The organism is Rhodococcus sp. OK611, from assembly GCF_003050885.1.
GTDB lineage: Bacteria > Actinomycetota > Actinomycetes > Mycobacteriales > Mycobacteriaceae > Rhodococcus_G > Rhodococcus_G oryzae.
Genome location: NZ_QAOZ01000007.1, coordinates 92,517 through 107,184 on the forward strand (window position 1 = coordinate 92,517; position 14,668 = coordinate 107,184).

Annotated in this window: 13 protein-coding genes and 1 pseudogene; 7 read left to right on the forward strand and 7 right to left on the reverse strand. The window is 68.8% G+C overall.

The genetic code is table 11. From position 1 onward, the window contains the following. Positions 1 to 57: 57 nt before the first annotated feature. The 5 genes from ndk to C8K38_RS10435 all read right to left on the reverse strand — a co-directional run bounded on the left by ndk (position 58) and on the right by C8K38_RS10435 (position 5,697). Positions 58 to 477, reverse strand: a complete 420-nt coding sequence (gene ndk, locus C8K38_RS10415; protein ID WP_097211416.1) for a nucleoside-diphosphate kinase — start codon at positions 475 to 477, stop codon at positions 58 to 60. Between the two features lie 18 nt (positions 478 to 495). After that, a complete protein-coding gene (locus tag C8K38_RS10420; RefSeq protein WP_097211417.1) occupies positions 496 to 930 on the reverse strand; it encodes a DUF4233 domain-containing protein in 435 nt (144 codons plus the stop codon). Then, positions 927 to 2,363, reverse strand: a complete 1,437-nt coding sequence (gene folC / locus C8K38_RS10425) for a bifunctional tetrahydrofolate synthase/dihydrofolate synthase (RefSeq protein ID WP_097211418.1) — start codon at positions 2,361 to 2,363, stop codon at positions 927 to 929. The genes C8K38_RS10420 and folC overlap by 4 nt, the downstream gene beginning before the upstream one ends. Continuing rightward, positions 2,360 to 5,011: a valine--tRNA ligase gene (locus C8K38_RS10430; RefSeq protein WP_373560249.1), complete on the reverse strand. Its 2,652-nt coding sequence runs from the start codon at positions 5,009 to 5,011 to the stop codon at positions 2,360 to 2,362. Before C8K38_RS10430 ends, folC begins: the two co-directional genes overlap by 4 nt. A 74-nt stretch (positions 5,012 to 5,085) precedes the next feature. Beyond that, positions 5,086 to 5,697 carry a GNAT family N-acetyltransferase gene (locus C8K38_RS10435; RefSeq protein ID WP_097211420.1) on the reverse strand — a complete coding sequence of 204 codons (612 nt, stop codon included), beginning with the start codon at positions 5,695 to 5,697 and terminating at the stop codon, positions 5,086 to 5,088. A gap of 34 nt (positions 5,698 to 5,731) precedes the next feature. Here C8K38_RS10435 and C8K38_RS10440 point away from each other — a divergent pair, with 34 nt between their 5' ends. Next, the gene (locus C8K38_RS10440) at positions 5,732 to 6,058 is read left to right on the forward strand and encodes a DMT family transporter (protein WP_245220978.1); all 327 of its coding nucleotides are present in this window, start codon (positions 5,732 to 5,734) and stop codon (positions 6,056 to 6,058) included. Next, positions 6,055 to 6,438 (forward strand): DMT family transporter, encoded by a 384-nt coding sequence (locus tag C8K38_RS10445; protein WP_097211421.1) that lies wholly within the window; start codon positions 6,055 to 6,057, stop codon positions 6,436 to 6,438. The genes C8K38_RS10440 and C8K38_RS10445 overlap by 4 nt, the downstream gene beginning before the upstream one ends. Here C8K38_RS10445 and C8K38_RS10450 read toward each other — a convergent pair. After that, complete coding sequence (locus tag C8K38_RS10450; protein WP_097211422.1) at positions 6,347 to 8,038, reverse strand: HNH endonuclease signature motif containing protein; 1,692 nt, start codon at positions 8,036 to 8,038, stop codon at positions 6,347 to 6,349. The two genes, C8K38_RS10445 and C8K38_RS10450, sit on opposite strands and share 92 nt — an antisense overlap. Positions 8,039 to 8,185: 147 nt before the next feature. Between C8K38_RS10450 and C8K38_RS28075 the strand changes: the two are divergent. The 3 genes and pseudogenes from C8K38_RS28075 to C8K38_RS10465 form a co-directional block, all read left to right on the forward strand. Beyond that, positions 8,186 to 8,419: pseudogene (locus C8K38_RS28075) on the forward strand (VOC family protein); the annotation flags it as partial. A 279-nt stretch (positions 8,420 to 8,698) separates the two neighbouring features. Next, positions 8,699 to 9,319: a nucleotidyltransferase family protein gene (locus C8K38_RS27605; RefSeq protein WP_097211424.1), complete on the forward strand. Its 621-nt coding sequence runs from the start codon at positions 8,699 to 8,701 to the stop codon at positions 9,317 to 9,319. 9 nt (positions 9,320 to 9,328) lie between these two features. Continuing rightward, positions 9,329 to 10,330 (forward strand): zinc-binding dehydrogenase, encoded by a 1,002-nt coding sequence (locus C8K38_RS10465; protein ID WP_097211425.1) that lies wholly within the window; start codon positions 9,329 to 9,331, stop codon positions 10,328 to 10,330. Positions 10,331 to 10,355: 25 nt separating this feature from the next. Here the strand turns inward: C8K38_RS10465 and C8K38_RS10470 are convergent, their stop codons facing one another. Further along, on the reverse strand, positions 10,356 to 11,360 hold the full coding sequence (locus C8K38_RS10470; protein WP_097211426.1) for an iron-siderophore ABC transporter substrate-binding protein: 1,005 nt from the start codon (positions 11,358 to 11,360) through the stop codon (positions 10,356 to 10,358). 105 nt (positions 11,361 to 11,465) lie between these two features. Here C8K38_RS10470 and C8K38_RS10475 point away from each other — a divergent pair, with 105 nt between their 5' ends. Together C8K38_RS10475 and fdhD are read left to right on the forward strand one after the other, a co-directional pair. Then, positions 11,466 to 13,778: an FdhF/YdeP family oxidoreductase gene (locus C8K38_RS10475; protein ID WP_097211427.1), complete on the forward strand. Its 2,313-nt coding sequence runs from the start codon at positions 11,466 to 11,468 to the stop codon at positions 13,776 to 13,778. Further along, positions 13,778 to 14,602 (forward strand): formate dehydrogenase accessory sulfurtransferase FdhD, encoded by an 825-nt coding sequence (gene fdhD, locus C8K38_RS10480; protein ID WP_097211428.1) that lies wholly within the window; start codon positions 13,778 to 13,780, stop codon positions 14,600 to 14,602. Before C8K38_RS10475 ends, fdhD begins: the two co-directional genes overlap by 1 nt. Positions 14,603 to 14,668 lie beyond the last annotated feature (66 nt).

A 14,668-nucleotide genomic window follows, 5' to 3' on the forward strand; every position in this document is an offset into this window, starting at 1 on the left:
GCGCCGATCCGGCGCGGCGTGTTCGGACCTCTTACAGGTGGTCGGGGGTGATGCGGACTAGCCGCGGGCGAGCTCCGGGAACCAGAGCGCGATCTCCCGCTCGGCCGACTCGACGGAGTCGGACCCGTGCACCAGGTTCTGCTGGCCGTCCAGTGCCAGGTCGGCGCGGATGGAACCGGGGACGGCCTTCTCGACCGGGTCGGTGCCGCCCGCGAGCTGTCGGAAAGCCGCGATCGCGCGCGGGCCCTCGAGCACTGCGGCGACGAGGGGTCCGGACGTGATGAACTCGATCAGCCCCGGATAGAAGGGCCTGCCCAGGTGCTCGGCGTAATGCTGGCCCGCCAGCGCCTCGTCCGCGGTCTTCATCTCGAGGGCCGTGATGGACAGCCCCTTCCGCTCGACACGGGAAAGGATTTCTCCTACGAATCGGCGGGCGACGCCATCGGGCTTGATCAGTACCAGGGTGCGCTCAGTCACGGCGGACAGCTTAAGGGGTCAGTCCCGCTGGCCAGGAAGCAGACCCTGTTCGATCCGCTCGGTGAGGTCCCGCTTGAGATACAGCAGGTAGGCCCACACCGCACCGAACAGCAGTCCCACCGCGCCGATGGCGGGGTGCACCGCGAAACCGGCGATCAACGCCGCCTGCAGCGCGAAGTTGTACCCCATCGCCCACGGCCTGCCCTGGACACCGCCGCCGAGAATCATCAGCAGCGCGAGTCCGACCAGGTAGACGCCGGACAGCCAGGTGATGCCGCCGCCAACGGTCGCCACCACCGGCAGCGCCAGCAGCACCACGATCGCCTCCAGGATCAGGGTGCCCGCGCAGACCCCGCGGAAGCCCTTCCACGGGTCGTTCACCGGCGGACGGAAGCGCGGAGCGCCACCCTCCGCGTCACCTTCGGGTGTGCTCGATCCCTCGGGAGTACTCACGCCGGGTCCTTTCCGAACAGGGTGCGGGCCACGCCAGCGGTGACCACCGAACCGGTGACCACGACGCCCGCCCCCGATACAGCCTCACCGGGCTCGGCGACCTCCTCGGCCAGCCCGATGGCTGTCTCGAGCGCGTCCGGGAGCGTCTGTGCCACCACCACGCGTTCGTCGCCGAACCGGGCCACCGCCAGGTTGGCGAGTTCCTCGACGTCCATGCCGCGCGGAGATCCGTTGTGCGTCACGACGATCTCGTCGAACACCGGCTCCAACGCGGTCAGGATCCCGGCCACGTCCTTGTCCGCCATCACCGCGACGACGCCGACCAGCTTGCGGAAGTCGAACTCCGCGACGAGCGCGGCGGCCAGAGCCTTGGCCCCGTGCGGGTTGTGCGCGGCGTCGAGGAAGACGGTGGGCGCGCTGCGCACCCGCTCGAGGCGCCCCGGGTTGGTCATCGAGGCGAAGCCCTCCCGGATCGCGTCGACGTCGAGCTGGCGGTCCGCCCCCGCCCCGAAGAACGCTTCCACCGCGGCGAGCGCGAGCGAGGCGTTGCGGGCCTGATGTTCGCCGTGCAGGGGCAGGAAGATGTCGCTGTAGACCCCGGACAGGCCTTGCAGTTCCAGTTGCTGTCCGCCGATCGCGATCCGGCGGGCGAGGACCTTGAACTCGGATCCCTCGCGGGCCACCGCGGCGTCGGCCTCGACGGCCCGGCGCAGCAGCACCTCGGTCACCTCCGGCGTCTGCTCCGCGAGGATCGCGACGGTGTCGCGCGGCACCAGCGACTCGGGCGCTTTCTTGATGATCCCGGCCTTCTCGGCGGCGATCCCGGCGATGTCACTGCCGAGGAACTCGACGTGATCGAGCCCGATGGGGGTGATCACCGCCACCTGACCGTCGATGACATTCGTTGCGTCCCAACGGCCGCCGAGCCCGGTCTCCACGACCGCGACATCCACCGGCGCCTCGGCGAAGGCCGCGAACGCCATAGCGGTGAGCACCTCGAACTTGCTCATCGCGGGGCCACCCGCCGCCTGGGACTGGGCGTCGATCATCTCGACGTACGGCAGCAGCTCACGGTAGGTGTCCACGTACAGGCGAGGCGAGATCGGCTTGCCGTCGATGCTGATCCGCTCGGTCGCCAGCTGCAGATGCGGGCTGGTGGTCCGCCCGACCCGACGGTGCAGGCGCGTCATCAGCGCGTCGATCATCCGGGTGACCGAGGTCTTCCCGTTGGTGCCCGCGACGTGGATGGCCGGATAGCTGTGCTGCGGCGAGCCGAGCAGGTCCATCAGGGCCGCGATGCGGGCGGTGGAGGGCTCGATCTTGGTCTCGGGCCAGCGCTGGTCGAGTTCGGCCTCGACGAGCGCCAGCTCGGCCAGATCGACGGGCGTGGGCTGCGATCCCCCGTCCCACTTCTCGGGCGTCTCGGCGTTCACGCCTGACCCTTCAGATCCATCGCCGCGAGCCGGGCGGTGATCCGCTCGACCTCCTCCGCGGCCAGGGTCTGCCGGGCACGGATCTTGTCGACCACGTTGTCCGGCGCCTTGCCGAGGAACGCCTCGTTGGACAGCTTGGCCGCGGTGCCCGCGAGCTCCTTCTCGGCCGCCGCCAGGTCCTTCTCGAGGCGCTTGCGCTCGGCGACCAGGTCCACGGTGCCCGAGGTGTCCAGCTCGACGGTGACGGTGCCGCGGCTGAGCCGCACCTCCAGCGAGGCCGTCGCGCTGAAGTCGTCGGCCGGATCCGTCAGCTTGACCAGCGAGGCGACCGCGGCCTGTTTGCCGTCCAGGTCGGCCTCGGCGATCCCGCTGAGCCTCGCCGCCACCTTCTGGCCGGGGTTCAGACCCTGATCGCTGCGGAACCTGCGGATCTCGGTGACGAGCCGCTGGACGTCCGCGATGCGCTGCGCGGCAACGGCATCGGCGGCCTCACCGGTCGCGGTCGGCCACTCGGAGATCACCACCGACTCCCCGCCGGTCAGCACCTTCCAGAGGGTCTCGGTGACGAACGGCATCACCGGGTGCAGCATGCGCAGCAGCGCATCGAGGACATTGCCGAGCACGGCCTTGGTGCCCTCGGCCTCGGAGCCTGCGAACTGCACCTTGGCGAGCTCGAGGTACCAGTCACACACCTCGTCCCAGGCGAAGTGGTAGAGCGCGTCGCAGGCCTTGCCGAAGTCGTAGCGGTCGAACGCGGCGTCGACCTCGGCCTGGACCTGCTCGAGCCGGTCCAGGATCCAGCGGTCGGCGTCGCTGAGCTCGGCGGGCAACGGCGCGGGCGCCGCGCCGTTCATCAGGGCGAACTTCGTGGCGTTGAACAGCTTCGTGGCGAAGCTGCGGGAGGCCTTCGCGTGATCCTCACCGACGGAGAGGTCGCTGCCGGGGTTCGCGCCGCGGGCCAGCGTGAAGCGCAGCGCGTCGGCGCCGAACTCGCGCACCCAGTCCAGCGGGTCGATGCCGTTGCCCTTCGACTTCGACATCTTCTTGCCGTGCTCGTCGCGGACCAGACCGTGCAGGAAGACGTCCGTGAACGGCACCTGCGGACCGGTCTTGCCCTCGCCCGCGGTGATCGCGTCGTCCTCGGAGACGAAGGTGCCGAACATCATCATCCGGGCCACCCAGAAGAACAGGATGTCGTAGCCGGTAACGAGAACGCTTGTGGGGTAGAACTTCTCGAGCTCCGGGGTCTGCTCCGGCCAGCCCATCGTGGAGAACGGCCAGAGTCCGGACGAGAACCAGGTGTCGAGGACATCGGGGTCCTGCTCCCAGCCCTCGGGCGCGGTCTCGTCGGGTCCGACGCAGCGGACCTCTCCCTCAGGGCCGTACCAGATCGGGATGCGGTGACCCCACCACAGCTGGCGCGAGATGCACCAATCGTGCATGTTGTCGACCCAGCCGAACCAGCGCGGCTCCAGGCTGGCGGGGTGGATCGTGGTGTCGCCGTTACGGACCGCGTCGCCCGCGGCCTTGGCGAGCTCCTCGACCTTGACCCACCACTGCAGCGAGAGCCGCGGCTCGATGGACTCACCGCTGCGCTCGGAGTGGCCGACGCTGTGCAGGTAGGGACGCTTCTCGGCGACCACACGACCCTGCTCGGCGAGCGCCTCGCGCACCTTCACGCGGGCCTCGAACCGGTCCATGCCGTCGAACTGCGTTCCGGTATCGGCGATCTTGCCGGTCTTGTCCATGATCGTGGGCATCGGCAGGTTGTGCCGCAGGCCCATCTCGAAGTCGTTGGGGTCGTGCGCGGGGGTGATCTTCACCGCGCCGGTGCCGAACTCCGGGTCAACGTAGTCGTCGGCGATGATCGGGATCTGCCGGCCCGTGATGGGGTGCTCGAGGGTGGTGCCGAGCAGGTGCTGGTAGCGCTCGTCGTCGGGGTGCACGGCGACCGCGGTGTCGCCGAGCATCGTCTCCACACGCGTGGTGGCGACGATGACGTGCGGCTCGTCGTCGTTCAGGGAGCCGTAGCGCAGCGAGACCAGCTCGCCCTCGACGTCCTCGAACTTGACCTCGATGTCGGAGATGGCGGTCTGCAGCACCGGCGACCAGTTGACCAGGCGCTCGGCCCGGTAGATCAGTCCCGCGTCGTACATCCGCTTGAAGATGGTCTGGACGGCGCGCGAGAGGCCCTCGTCCATGGTGAACCTGTCGCGGCTCCAGTCGACGCCGTCGCCGAGTCTGCGCATCTGGCCGCCGATGGTGCCGCCGGACTCGCGCTTCCAGTCCCAGACCTTGTCGATGAACAGCTCGCGGCCGAAGTCTTCCTTCTTCTTGCCGTCCGCCGCGAGTTGCTTCTCCACCACGTTCTGGGTGGCGATGCCCGCGTGGTCCATGCCGGGCAGCCAGAGCACCTCGTAGCCCTGCATGCGCTTACGTCGCGAGAGCACGTCCATCAGGGTGTGGTCGAGGGCATGGCCCATGTGGAGGCTGCCGGTCACGTTCGGCGGCGGCAGCACGATCGAGTAGCCGGGCTTGTCACTGGTCGGGTCCGCCGTGAAGTAGCCGGCGTCCACCCAACCCTCGTACAATTCCTGCTCTACCGCGCTGGGGTCCCAGCTCTTCGGGAGGGCGTCGGCGGGGTTCATGGGGTCCTGCGGCACGGCACTGGTCACCCGGTGATTCTAGAGAACCCGCGGGGTCCCCCGACACCGCCGTCCGGTCAGCGAGGCGCCCGCCACATCGCCCACAGCGTCGGGCCGCCGTTCGGGATGACGATCTCGCCCGTCACCTCGAAGCCGAATCGCTCGTAATAGGGGACGTTCGACTCCTTGCTCGACTCCAGATAAGCGGGCGCGTGCTCGGCGTCGCACCGGGCCAACCGGGAGTTCATCAACGCTGTGCCGTGACCAGCGCCACGCGCCGAGGGGTCGGTGCCGATGGTGCTGAGATACCAGTGCGGCTCTTCCGGGTGCGCCTTCTCGATCGTCCCGGCGAACTCCGCCCCCGCCATGATCCGGCCACCGAAGGCGCGGATCAGTCCGGGCAGCGCGCGCAGCTGGCTCAGCGCCGACTGCCGCCAGCGTCCCGGCGGGTCCCACAGGGTTGCCCCGGCCACCGACCCGTCCGACGCGAGCGCCACCTCGACGCCGCCGAGCGGAAAGTGATGGTGCCGGATGAGCGTCCCGAACATGTGCGGCAGCCCCGCGCGGCGCGAGCCGACATCCGGCCACAGCCATTCCGTGACCGGGTCGTCATCGAAGGCCGCGGCCAGCACGCGTCCGGCGGCGGGGACGTCGGAGGGGGCGGCGGGTCGAACCGTGACGGCGGCCATGCCGCGACGCTACCGCCCCCGATACGTTGTAGCCATGACGATGGCATGGGTGTTTCTCTCGGTGGCCATCTGCGCGGAGGTACTCGCGACGAGCCTGCTGACCCGGACGGAGGGCTTCCGGCGGCCCGGCCCGACCGCGGTGGTCCTCGGCCTCTACTGCGTGGCGCTGTACTGCCTGTCGCAGACCCTGCGCACCCTCGATGTCGGTGTGGCGTACGCGGTCTGGGCGGGGGTGGGCACCGCCGCGATCGCCGCCATCGGGATGCTGGTCCTGCGCGAACCCCGGTCGGCCGGCCGAATCCTCGGCATCACCCTGGTGGTGGCGGGCGTGGTCGCGCTGAATCTCGGCGGTGTCGGATGAGCGACCGCGTACGGGCGTGGGCCTTCCTCGCCGCCGCGATCACCTGCGAGATCCTGGCCACGGTGTTCCTCGGCAGCACCGAACAGTTCAGTCGACCGCTGCCCACGATCGCCGTTCTGCTCGGCTACGCCACCTCGTTCGCCTGCCTGGCCCAGGCACTGCGGTCGCTGCCGGTGAGCCTGGCGTACGCGCTCTGGTCCGGGATCGGGACCGCGACGGTCGCGGTGATCGGCATCGCGTTCCTCGGCGAACAGGCATCCGCTGCGAAGTTCCTCGGGCTCGCGCTGATCATCGCGGGCGTGGTGATCCTGAACCTGCGGCAGCCGGCGCCCGAGCTGGGGGCGGAATCCGGAGCCCCTGTCGCCTCACGGGAAGAGTGAGGGCGTGCTGCCCGATCGTGTTGTAGATGTGCATGATCGCGCCGGCGAGCATGTCGTGACGCCAGAGGCCCGCGGTTTTGAGTTGATGGTGCAGCGTGCACAGGCATTGGAGGTTGGCGAAAACGGTCCAGCCACCAAAGATCGGATCAGCTCTGTTGAACGCGACGACGTGATCGATCTGGCAGTCCGCGGCGGCGATCAGGCAGTCCGGGTGTCGGCAGGTGCCATCGCGGAGCCGAACGGCGGCGGCGAGTAGGTCGCTCGGCCGGTAGGTCAGCGCGCCCGGTGGCGGCTTTGTGAATCCGCCGTGGCCGTCCGGGAACGCGGTAACGAGATCCGCAGGGTCGTTCAGGATGGTGCGGAACAGGCCGTCGATGGCGTCGGCCGGTGAGATGACACCGGGATGCGGGAGCTTGCGGACCGGAAGCGCGGCCGCCCCCGCGGGCAGGATCCGACTCCTGAACACGAGCAGGCCGGATCCGGCGGTCGACTCGTGCTGCTCGTCGGGCTCGGCCACGGCCGCGCGGCACGGATCTGGCGGGTCGGATGGATCTGGCGGGTCGGGTTCGCGCGCTTCGGGTTCCGCCCCGATGCCGGGTGGCAGGTGGTCCGGTTCCGCCGTGGCACGTTCCTCGGTCGATTCGGTCACGCCATCGGTACCGTCACCGCCGACGATGTTGTCGCACTGCAGGCGGTCGAGCGCCTGCCTGGCGCAGTCGATGATCGCCTGCCAGGTCGCATCCTCGGCGATGGCACGGGCCTGGCCGGCATCCAGATAGCCGTAGCCCTCCAGATAGGCCGGGTTGTCGGCCAACCCGAGCAGCGTCTCCAGCCCGCACGAGATCGTCAGATTCACCTGTGGGGCGGCAGGTTCACAGTTGCGGGTGGCCGCGCAGTCCTGGTCGCCACACTCGCAGGTCAGGGCCCTCCCACCGTGCATCAAGACCATGAATGCGTCCGCACACCGGACGTCGAGGGGACGCGGATCGGCCCGGCACGCCGTCTTGGCGACCTTCACAATCAGCCCCGTGACCGCCGTCAACTGAGTCGCCGTCAGCGTCACCGACAGGACGCCCATCCCGTGGGGCAGACGGCGGGAGCGAACCTTGCGCTTGGCTTCGGCCTCCTCGCGGGCGCGTTGCGCCCATGCGGCGTCGTCCTCGATCAGCATCCGGGCGATCTCGATTCCGAGTGGGGTCGGTGCGAGTCGTCGCGCGGCGGACAGGATGTCCGAGTCCAGGCGCAGCACCGCAGCAGCGGTGGCCTTGCGGGTGTGCTCATCGATCACCCGGATCTTCGCCAGAGACACCTCGCCAGCAGCGAAAGCGCCCCGAATCTCGGGCATCCGTTCGAGGGTGAACCCGAGCCGCATCAGCGACGACACCGACCTGAAGGTGCTCGACAACGCCAGCGCGACCTCCGCGAGCGCAGACCGCTCCGCCTGCTCGGTGTCGAACCCGGCACCGGGAGCACGATGGTCGAAGGTGCCACGAGAGCTGGTGTAGTCCATGATCTGCGCGATCAACCGGGCCGCCGCCGCGTTCTCGGCGCGGGAGGTCTCGGAGATCGCGTCGAGAAGAATCCGCTCACGATCGGTCACTGCCGAAGCTGACACTCCAATCACCCCCCCGGAGACTCTATTCGATCATATGTTCGAGTTTACTCGGGAATGGCCTGCACGCAAGGGGTTTGAGGAACTCGAGAACAAACGGACCCATCGCCATCGACTGTGCGGTCGAATCAAGGAATGTGGATTCGATGGAGCGGCCTGACGATCGACGGCACGGACCCGATCCGATTGGCCGGATTCCGGGGAGCCTTACTTGATCGTGAGGCGCTGCCGGGCCTGCCCGGATGGATCGAGCTCACCCCACGGCATGAACACGAGCCACGCATCAATTTGCAGCCGGTCCCCGAACCCAAGTCCGGGAAGGTCCGCATCAATCTGGATGTCGCCGTCGACGACTTCCACGCCGCGGTCGAACGCGTCATCGCCCTCGGCGGCCGCGACACCGGTGAACGCCACGAATACCCGGAGGGCGTTGCGTGGTGCTCACGGATCCCGAGCGGAATGAGTTCTGCGCCGTCCAGTACTACAACTAGAGCGACACACCCCGCGCCGAGTGCCGGGTTCGCAAACGTCCAAGGCACCCCAGGGAAACGGTTGGCACATGAACAGAGCGCGGCGAATAGCGTTCGTCAGCTACCTCGTGGACTGGGTCAGAGTGACCCTAGAGAACGATCATGCGAGAATGAGGCCATGGGCTCGTCCACCGACAAGGAGCGACTCCTCGGGATCGTGCTCGCAAATCCCGTGGCCCGAACGATCCTCGATCGTGCACCCGATCTCGGGATGAGCGACTGGTATCTCACGGCCGGTGGGGTCTTCCAGACGGTCTGGAACCACCTCGACGGCCGCGATCTCCTGGCAGGCATCAAGGACTACGACCTCTTCTATTTCGACCGGGCGGACCTCGGTTACGCGGCCGAGGACCGAATGATCAGGCAGGCGGAGACCCTGTACGGCGACGTCGAGGCGGCGGTCGAGCTGCGCAACGAGGCGCGGGTACACCTGTGGTACGAGGATCGATTCGGTGTCCCTGGCGTCCCCTTCACGAGCTGCGCGGACGCGATCGACCACTTCGCATCCACCACCTGCTGCGTGGGGATCACGCGCTCCCCCACCGGGGAGTTCCAGGTCTACGCACCCCACGGCCTCGATGATCTCTTCAGCATGGTGCTGCGCCCCAACCCGATCCTGGCCCCGCGGGAGGTCTACGAGGCGAAGGCGGCCCGATGGCGGCGGGAATGGCCAGGGCTGACGGTCGTTCCCTGGCCGGGCGGACCCGCATCCCGCCTGTGCGGAGCCGATCGGGACTAGCCTTCCCCCATGCGCGCAGTCGTGATCACCAAGCACGGGGACGCCGACGTCCTCGAGGTCCAGGAACGTCCATCGCCGGCGCTCCGCCCCGGCGCGGTCCGCATCGACGTCCGGGCCGCGGGCGTCAACTTCGCCGACGTGATGGCCCGACTCGGCCTGTACGCCGACGCCCCGCCGCTGCCGAGCGTCGTCGGCTACGAGGTCGCGGGCACGATCAGCGAGGTCGCCGCGGATGTCGTCGGCCTCGCCGTGGGTGACCGGGTGGTCGCGGGCACGCGGTTCGGCGGCTACGCCGAGCAGGTGTGTGCCGACGCCCGAGACGTGATCGCGCTGCCGGACTCCTTGAGCTTCGAGCAGGGCGCCGCCATTCCCGTCAACTACGCGACCGCCTGGGCAGGCCTGGTCGGGTACGCGAATCTCCGTGCGGGAGAGCGGGTCCTGATCCAGGCCGCGGCGGGTGGCGTCGGGATCGCGGCGACGCAGATCGCCAAGCACGTCGGCGCCGAGGTCTACGGAACCGCCTCGCCAGGCAAGCACGACGCCATCCGTGGCTTCGGCGTCGACGTGGCGCTGGATTACCGGAAACGAGGGTGGGACAGCGGGCTTCCGCCGATGGACGTGATCATGGACGCGATCGGCGGGGAGTCATTGCGGCGGAGCTACGGCCAATTGCGTCCCGGCGGCAGGCTCGTCGCCTTCGGGGCCAGCTCGGTGGTCGCGGGCGACAAGCGAAACCTGTTACGGGCGGCACCGCAGGCCCTGCGCATGATGCGGGGCTTCAATCTCATCGACCAGATGAGCGAGTCCAAGACGGTGATCGGCCTCAACATGCTGCGACTGTGGGACGACCGCGGCACGCTGGAGCCGTGGATCACCCCGCTGCGCGAGCTGATCGAGAACGGCGTCGTGGCACCCGTGGTGTCCGACGCCGTCCCGTTCGCCGACGCGCCAGAGGCCCATCGAATCCTGACCGAGCGTCGCAACGTCGGAAAGGTCGTCCTGGTCCCCTAGCGCGTCGGGCGAACTCTCGCCAGGACTACTTCGTGAGCAGCGGAGCGATCCGCGGCGGGATGTTCTCCAGCGCGTACGGCAGCGACAGCACGGTGCTCCAGGTCATCGCCTCGGCGGCCTCGTCCTCGAGGATGATCGTGCGACCGTCCTTGACGACGTTCAGCTCCTGATAGACCGGCGTCTTGTCGAGCTCGGCCCGCAGCTTGTCGCCGTAGCCGCCACCCGCGTACCAGACCAGCAGGTCGGCGTCGGCGAGCGAGAGCTGCTCCGTGCTGATCGGGGCGAAGTTCGTGGTCGTGATCTGCTGCGTGACAGGCGGATTCACGAAGCCGAGTTCGGTGAAGAAGCGGACCTTCGGGTCCTCCGGGCCATAGACGCCGAACTGGCCCGGACCCTTGAGCGCACCCACGATCACCGTCTTGCCCGCGAACGCCGGGTTGGCGGCCGCGACATCGGTGAACTGCTTCTCGACGGAGGTCACCAACTCCTTCGCCTTGTCCTGCTTACCGAGCGCCTCGCCGATGATCCGGGTCTGGTCCTGCCACGGCACGCCGTAGTCGGCGAACTCCTTCGGCTGCGCGACCGTCGGCGCGAGCGCGCTGAGCTTGTTGTACTGGTCCTTGGTCAGGCCCGAGTAGGTGCCGATGATCAGGTCGGGGTTGGTGGCGGCCACCTTCTCGACGTCGATCCCGGTGTTCGCGCTGCCGATGATCGCGGGCGTCGCCCCGGCGAGCAGATCCTGCGCCCAGGGCCACACTGCGTTCGGGTAGTTGCCGTACCAGTCGAAGACGCCGACCGGGGTGGAGCCGAGCGCCAGGATCGCGTCCTGGTCGTTGTATCCCACGCTGACCACGCGCTGCGGGTCGAGCGGGACCTGGGTCTCGCCGTACTTGTTGCCGATGGTCGCGCCGGTGCCCGAGGAGGCCGAACCTCCGTCACCGTCGCTGCTGCAGGCAGCGGCGAACGCGAGCAGCGCGCCCGACGTTCCGATCAGAAATCCCCGCCGCGTCAATCTACCGACGTCTGCCATCGACTCTCCTCCATCGTCACCAAAGCTAGGTAAGGCTAGCCGAAATAGTAGGCAGAGTGGGTCACCTCGCTTTCGGCGGGCCCGTGACGGGGCCACTATGTAGGCATGACTCGCAAGGGACCCGAACGCGACATAGACGAATCCGAGCTGGTCGTCACGCACAGCAAGGACCACGCGGCGGGAGTGCCAGCGGTCCTGGTGTCCCTGCAACGCGGCCTCGAGCAGATGGGCGCCGTCCGCACCGCCCGGACCCTGGCCAGGCTCAATCAGCGACACGGGTTCGATTGCCCCGGCTGCGCCTGGCCCGAGACGCCGGGGCACCGCAAGCCCGCGGAGTTCTGTGAGAACGGCGCCAAGGCCGTCGCCGAGGAGGCGACGCTGCGCACAGTCGGTCCCGAGTTCTTCGCCGAGCACTCGGTGGCGGAGCTGGCCGAGAAGACCGACTACTGGCTCGGACAGCAGGGGCGCCTCGCGCACCCGATGGTGCTCCGCGAGGGCGCGACCCACTACGCGCCGATCGAATGGGACGAGGCCTACCGGCTGATCGCCGACCACCTGCGCGCGCTGCCCGACCCCGACGGCGGCGTGTTCTACACGTCCGGCCGCACCAGCAACGAGGCCGCGTTCCTCTACCAGCTGATGATCCGCAGCTTCGGCACCAACAACCTGCCCGACTGCTCCAACATGTGCCACGAATCGTCCGGCAGCGCGCTGACCGAATCGATCGGCATCGGCAAGGGTTCGGTGACAGTGCCGGACCTCGAGTACGCCGACCTCATCCTCATCGCAGGCCAGAACCCCGGCACCAACCATCCCCGGATGCTCTCCACGCTGGAGAAGGCAAAGGGGAACGGCGCCAAGATCATCGCGGTCAATCCGCTGCCCGAGGCGGGGCTGCGCCGGTTCAAGGACCCACAGAAGGTGGGCGGCGTGATCGGGCGCGGCGTCGACATCGCCGACGAGTTCCTGCAGATACGCCTCGGCGGTGACATGGCCCTGTTCCAGGGGCTCGGGCGACTGCTGCTCGAGGCCGACGACGCGGACCCCGGTTCGGTGGTGGACCGTGCCTTCGTCGAGCAGCACTGCGCGGGTTTCGCCGAGTACGAGAAGAACGTCCGCGCAGTCGATCTCGACGTCGTCCTCGAGGCCACCGGACTCACGATGACGCAGTTGCGCGAGACCGCCGACGCGATGGCCTCTTCCGAACGGACGATCGCATGCTGGGCGATGGGCCTGACCCAACAGACGCACGGGGTCGCGACCATCCAGGAGATCACCAACCTGCTGCTGATGCGCGGCATGATGGGCAAGCCCGGCGCGGGCGTCTGCCCGGTGCGTGGGCACTCGAACGTCCAGGGCGACCGCACGATGGGTATCTGGGAGAAGATGCCGGACTCGTTCCTCGACGCGCTGGACCGCGAGTTCTCGATCGTCAGCCCCCGAAAGCACGGCTGGGACACCGTCGCCGCCATCCGCGGCATGCGTGACGGCAAGGGCTCCGTCTTCATGGCGATGGGCGGGAACTTCATCCGGGCCACCCCGGACACCGAGGCCACCGAGGCCGCACTGCGTTCGTGCGCGCTGACCGTCCAGGTCTCGACCAAGCTCAACCGCTCGCACGTGGTGACCGGGCGCACCGCGCTCATCCTGCCGACGCTCGGCCGCACCGACAAGGACATCCAGGCCGGCGGGAAACAGATGGTGTCCGTGGAGGATTCGATGTCCATGGTGCACCTCTCGCGGGGCAACCTGACACCCGTCAGCGATCAGCTGCGCAGCGAGGTCGCAATCGTCTGCGAACTCGCCGAGCACCTGCTCGGCGCCGACCACTCGGTGCCGTGGGCACATTTCAAGGGTGACTACGACCGCATCCGCGATTCGATCTCGCGGGTGGTACCCGGCTGCGAGAACTACAACGAGCGGGTCCGGCGGCCCGACGGGTTCCAGCTGCCGCACCCGCCGCGCGACCGGCGCGAGTTCCCCACCAGCACCGGCAAGGCCAACTTCACCGCGAGTCCGCTGCAGTGGTTGCCCACTCCCCCGGGCCGGTTGATCCTGCAGACCCTGCGCAGTCACGACCAGTACAACACCACCATCTACGGGCTCGACGACCGCTATCGCGGTGTGAAGGGCGGCCGCAAGGTGATCTTCGTGTCCGCGGCCGACCTCGCGGAACTCGGCATCGCCGACGGCGCCGCCGTGGACATCGTCTCCGAGTGGACCGGCCCCGACGGCGTGCTGCAGGAGCGCCGGGTGCGCGACTTCCGGGCCGTCCGGTACAGCACCCCCAAGGGCAATGCCGCGGCCTACTACCCGGAGACCAACCCCCTCATCCCGCTCGATCACGTTGCCGCGAAGTCGAATACGCCGGTTTCCAAGGCGGTGCTGGTGCGGCTCGAACCGGCGGGGGCGCACTGATGGGTCGGGTCACCGCGCGCCGCCCGGTGCTACGGATCACCGGTGGCGCCACGGTGCGCAGACCGGACAGCCTGGCCGTGGAGGAACCGCTGGAGATCCGGATCGGCGGCCGATCGCTCTCGGTGACCATGCGAACCCCAGGGGACGACATCGACCTGGTGCACGGGTTCCTGCTGGGCGAGGGCATCATCGGATCGGCGTCCGACGTCTCGGTCATCCGGTACTGCGACGGTGTCGATGCCGATGGCGCCAACACCTACAACGTGCTCGACGTGGCGCTCGCTCCCGGGGTCCCGCCGCCGACCGGCGCCGATCGCCAGTTCCTGACCACCTCGGCATGCGGCGTCTGCGGCAAGGCCTCGCTCGAGGACGTCCGGGTGCGCTCACGCTACGACCTCACCGCTCCCGACCCCGCGGTGACGCCGTCGACCCTGGCGTCCATGCCTGTGACCCTGCGCGCGCGGCAGCGGGTCTTCGACTCGACCGGCGGCCTGCATGCCGCCGGACTGTTCACCGCCGACGGCGCCCTGCTCGCGATTCGCGAGGATGTGGGCAGACACAACGCCGTCGACAAGGTGCTCGGCTGGGCGTTGACCGCCGACCGGGTGCCGCTGCGCGAGGCGATCCTCGTGGTCAGCGGGCGCGCCTCCTTCGAACTCGTGCAGAAGGCCGTGGTCGCGGGCGTCCCGGTGCTGGCCGCGGTGTCCGCCCCGTCGTCGCTCGCCGTCGATCTCGCCACCGAGTCCGGACTGAGCCTGGTCGGGTTCCTGCGCGGCGAGACCATGAATGTCTACAGCGGCGAGGCCCGGATCAAGCCGGCCTGACGCCGCACCCGACCACCCGCCCACCCCTGTGGCGCTTCTCGCATCCCACCTAGATACCCCCTAGGG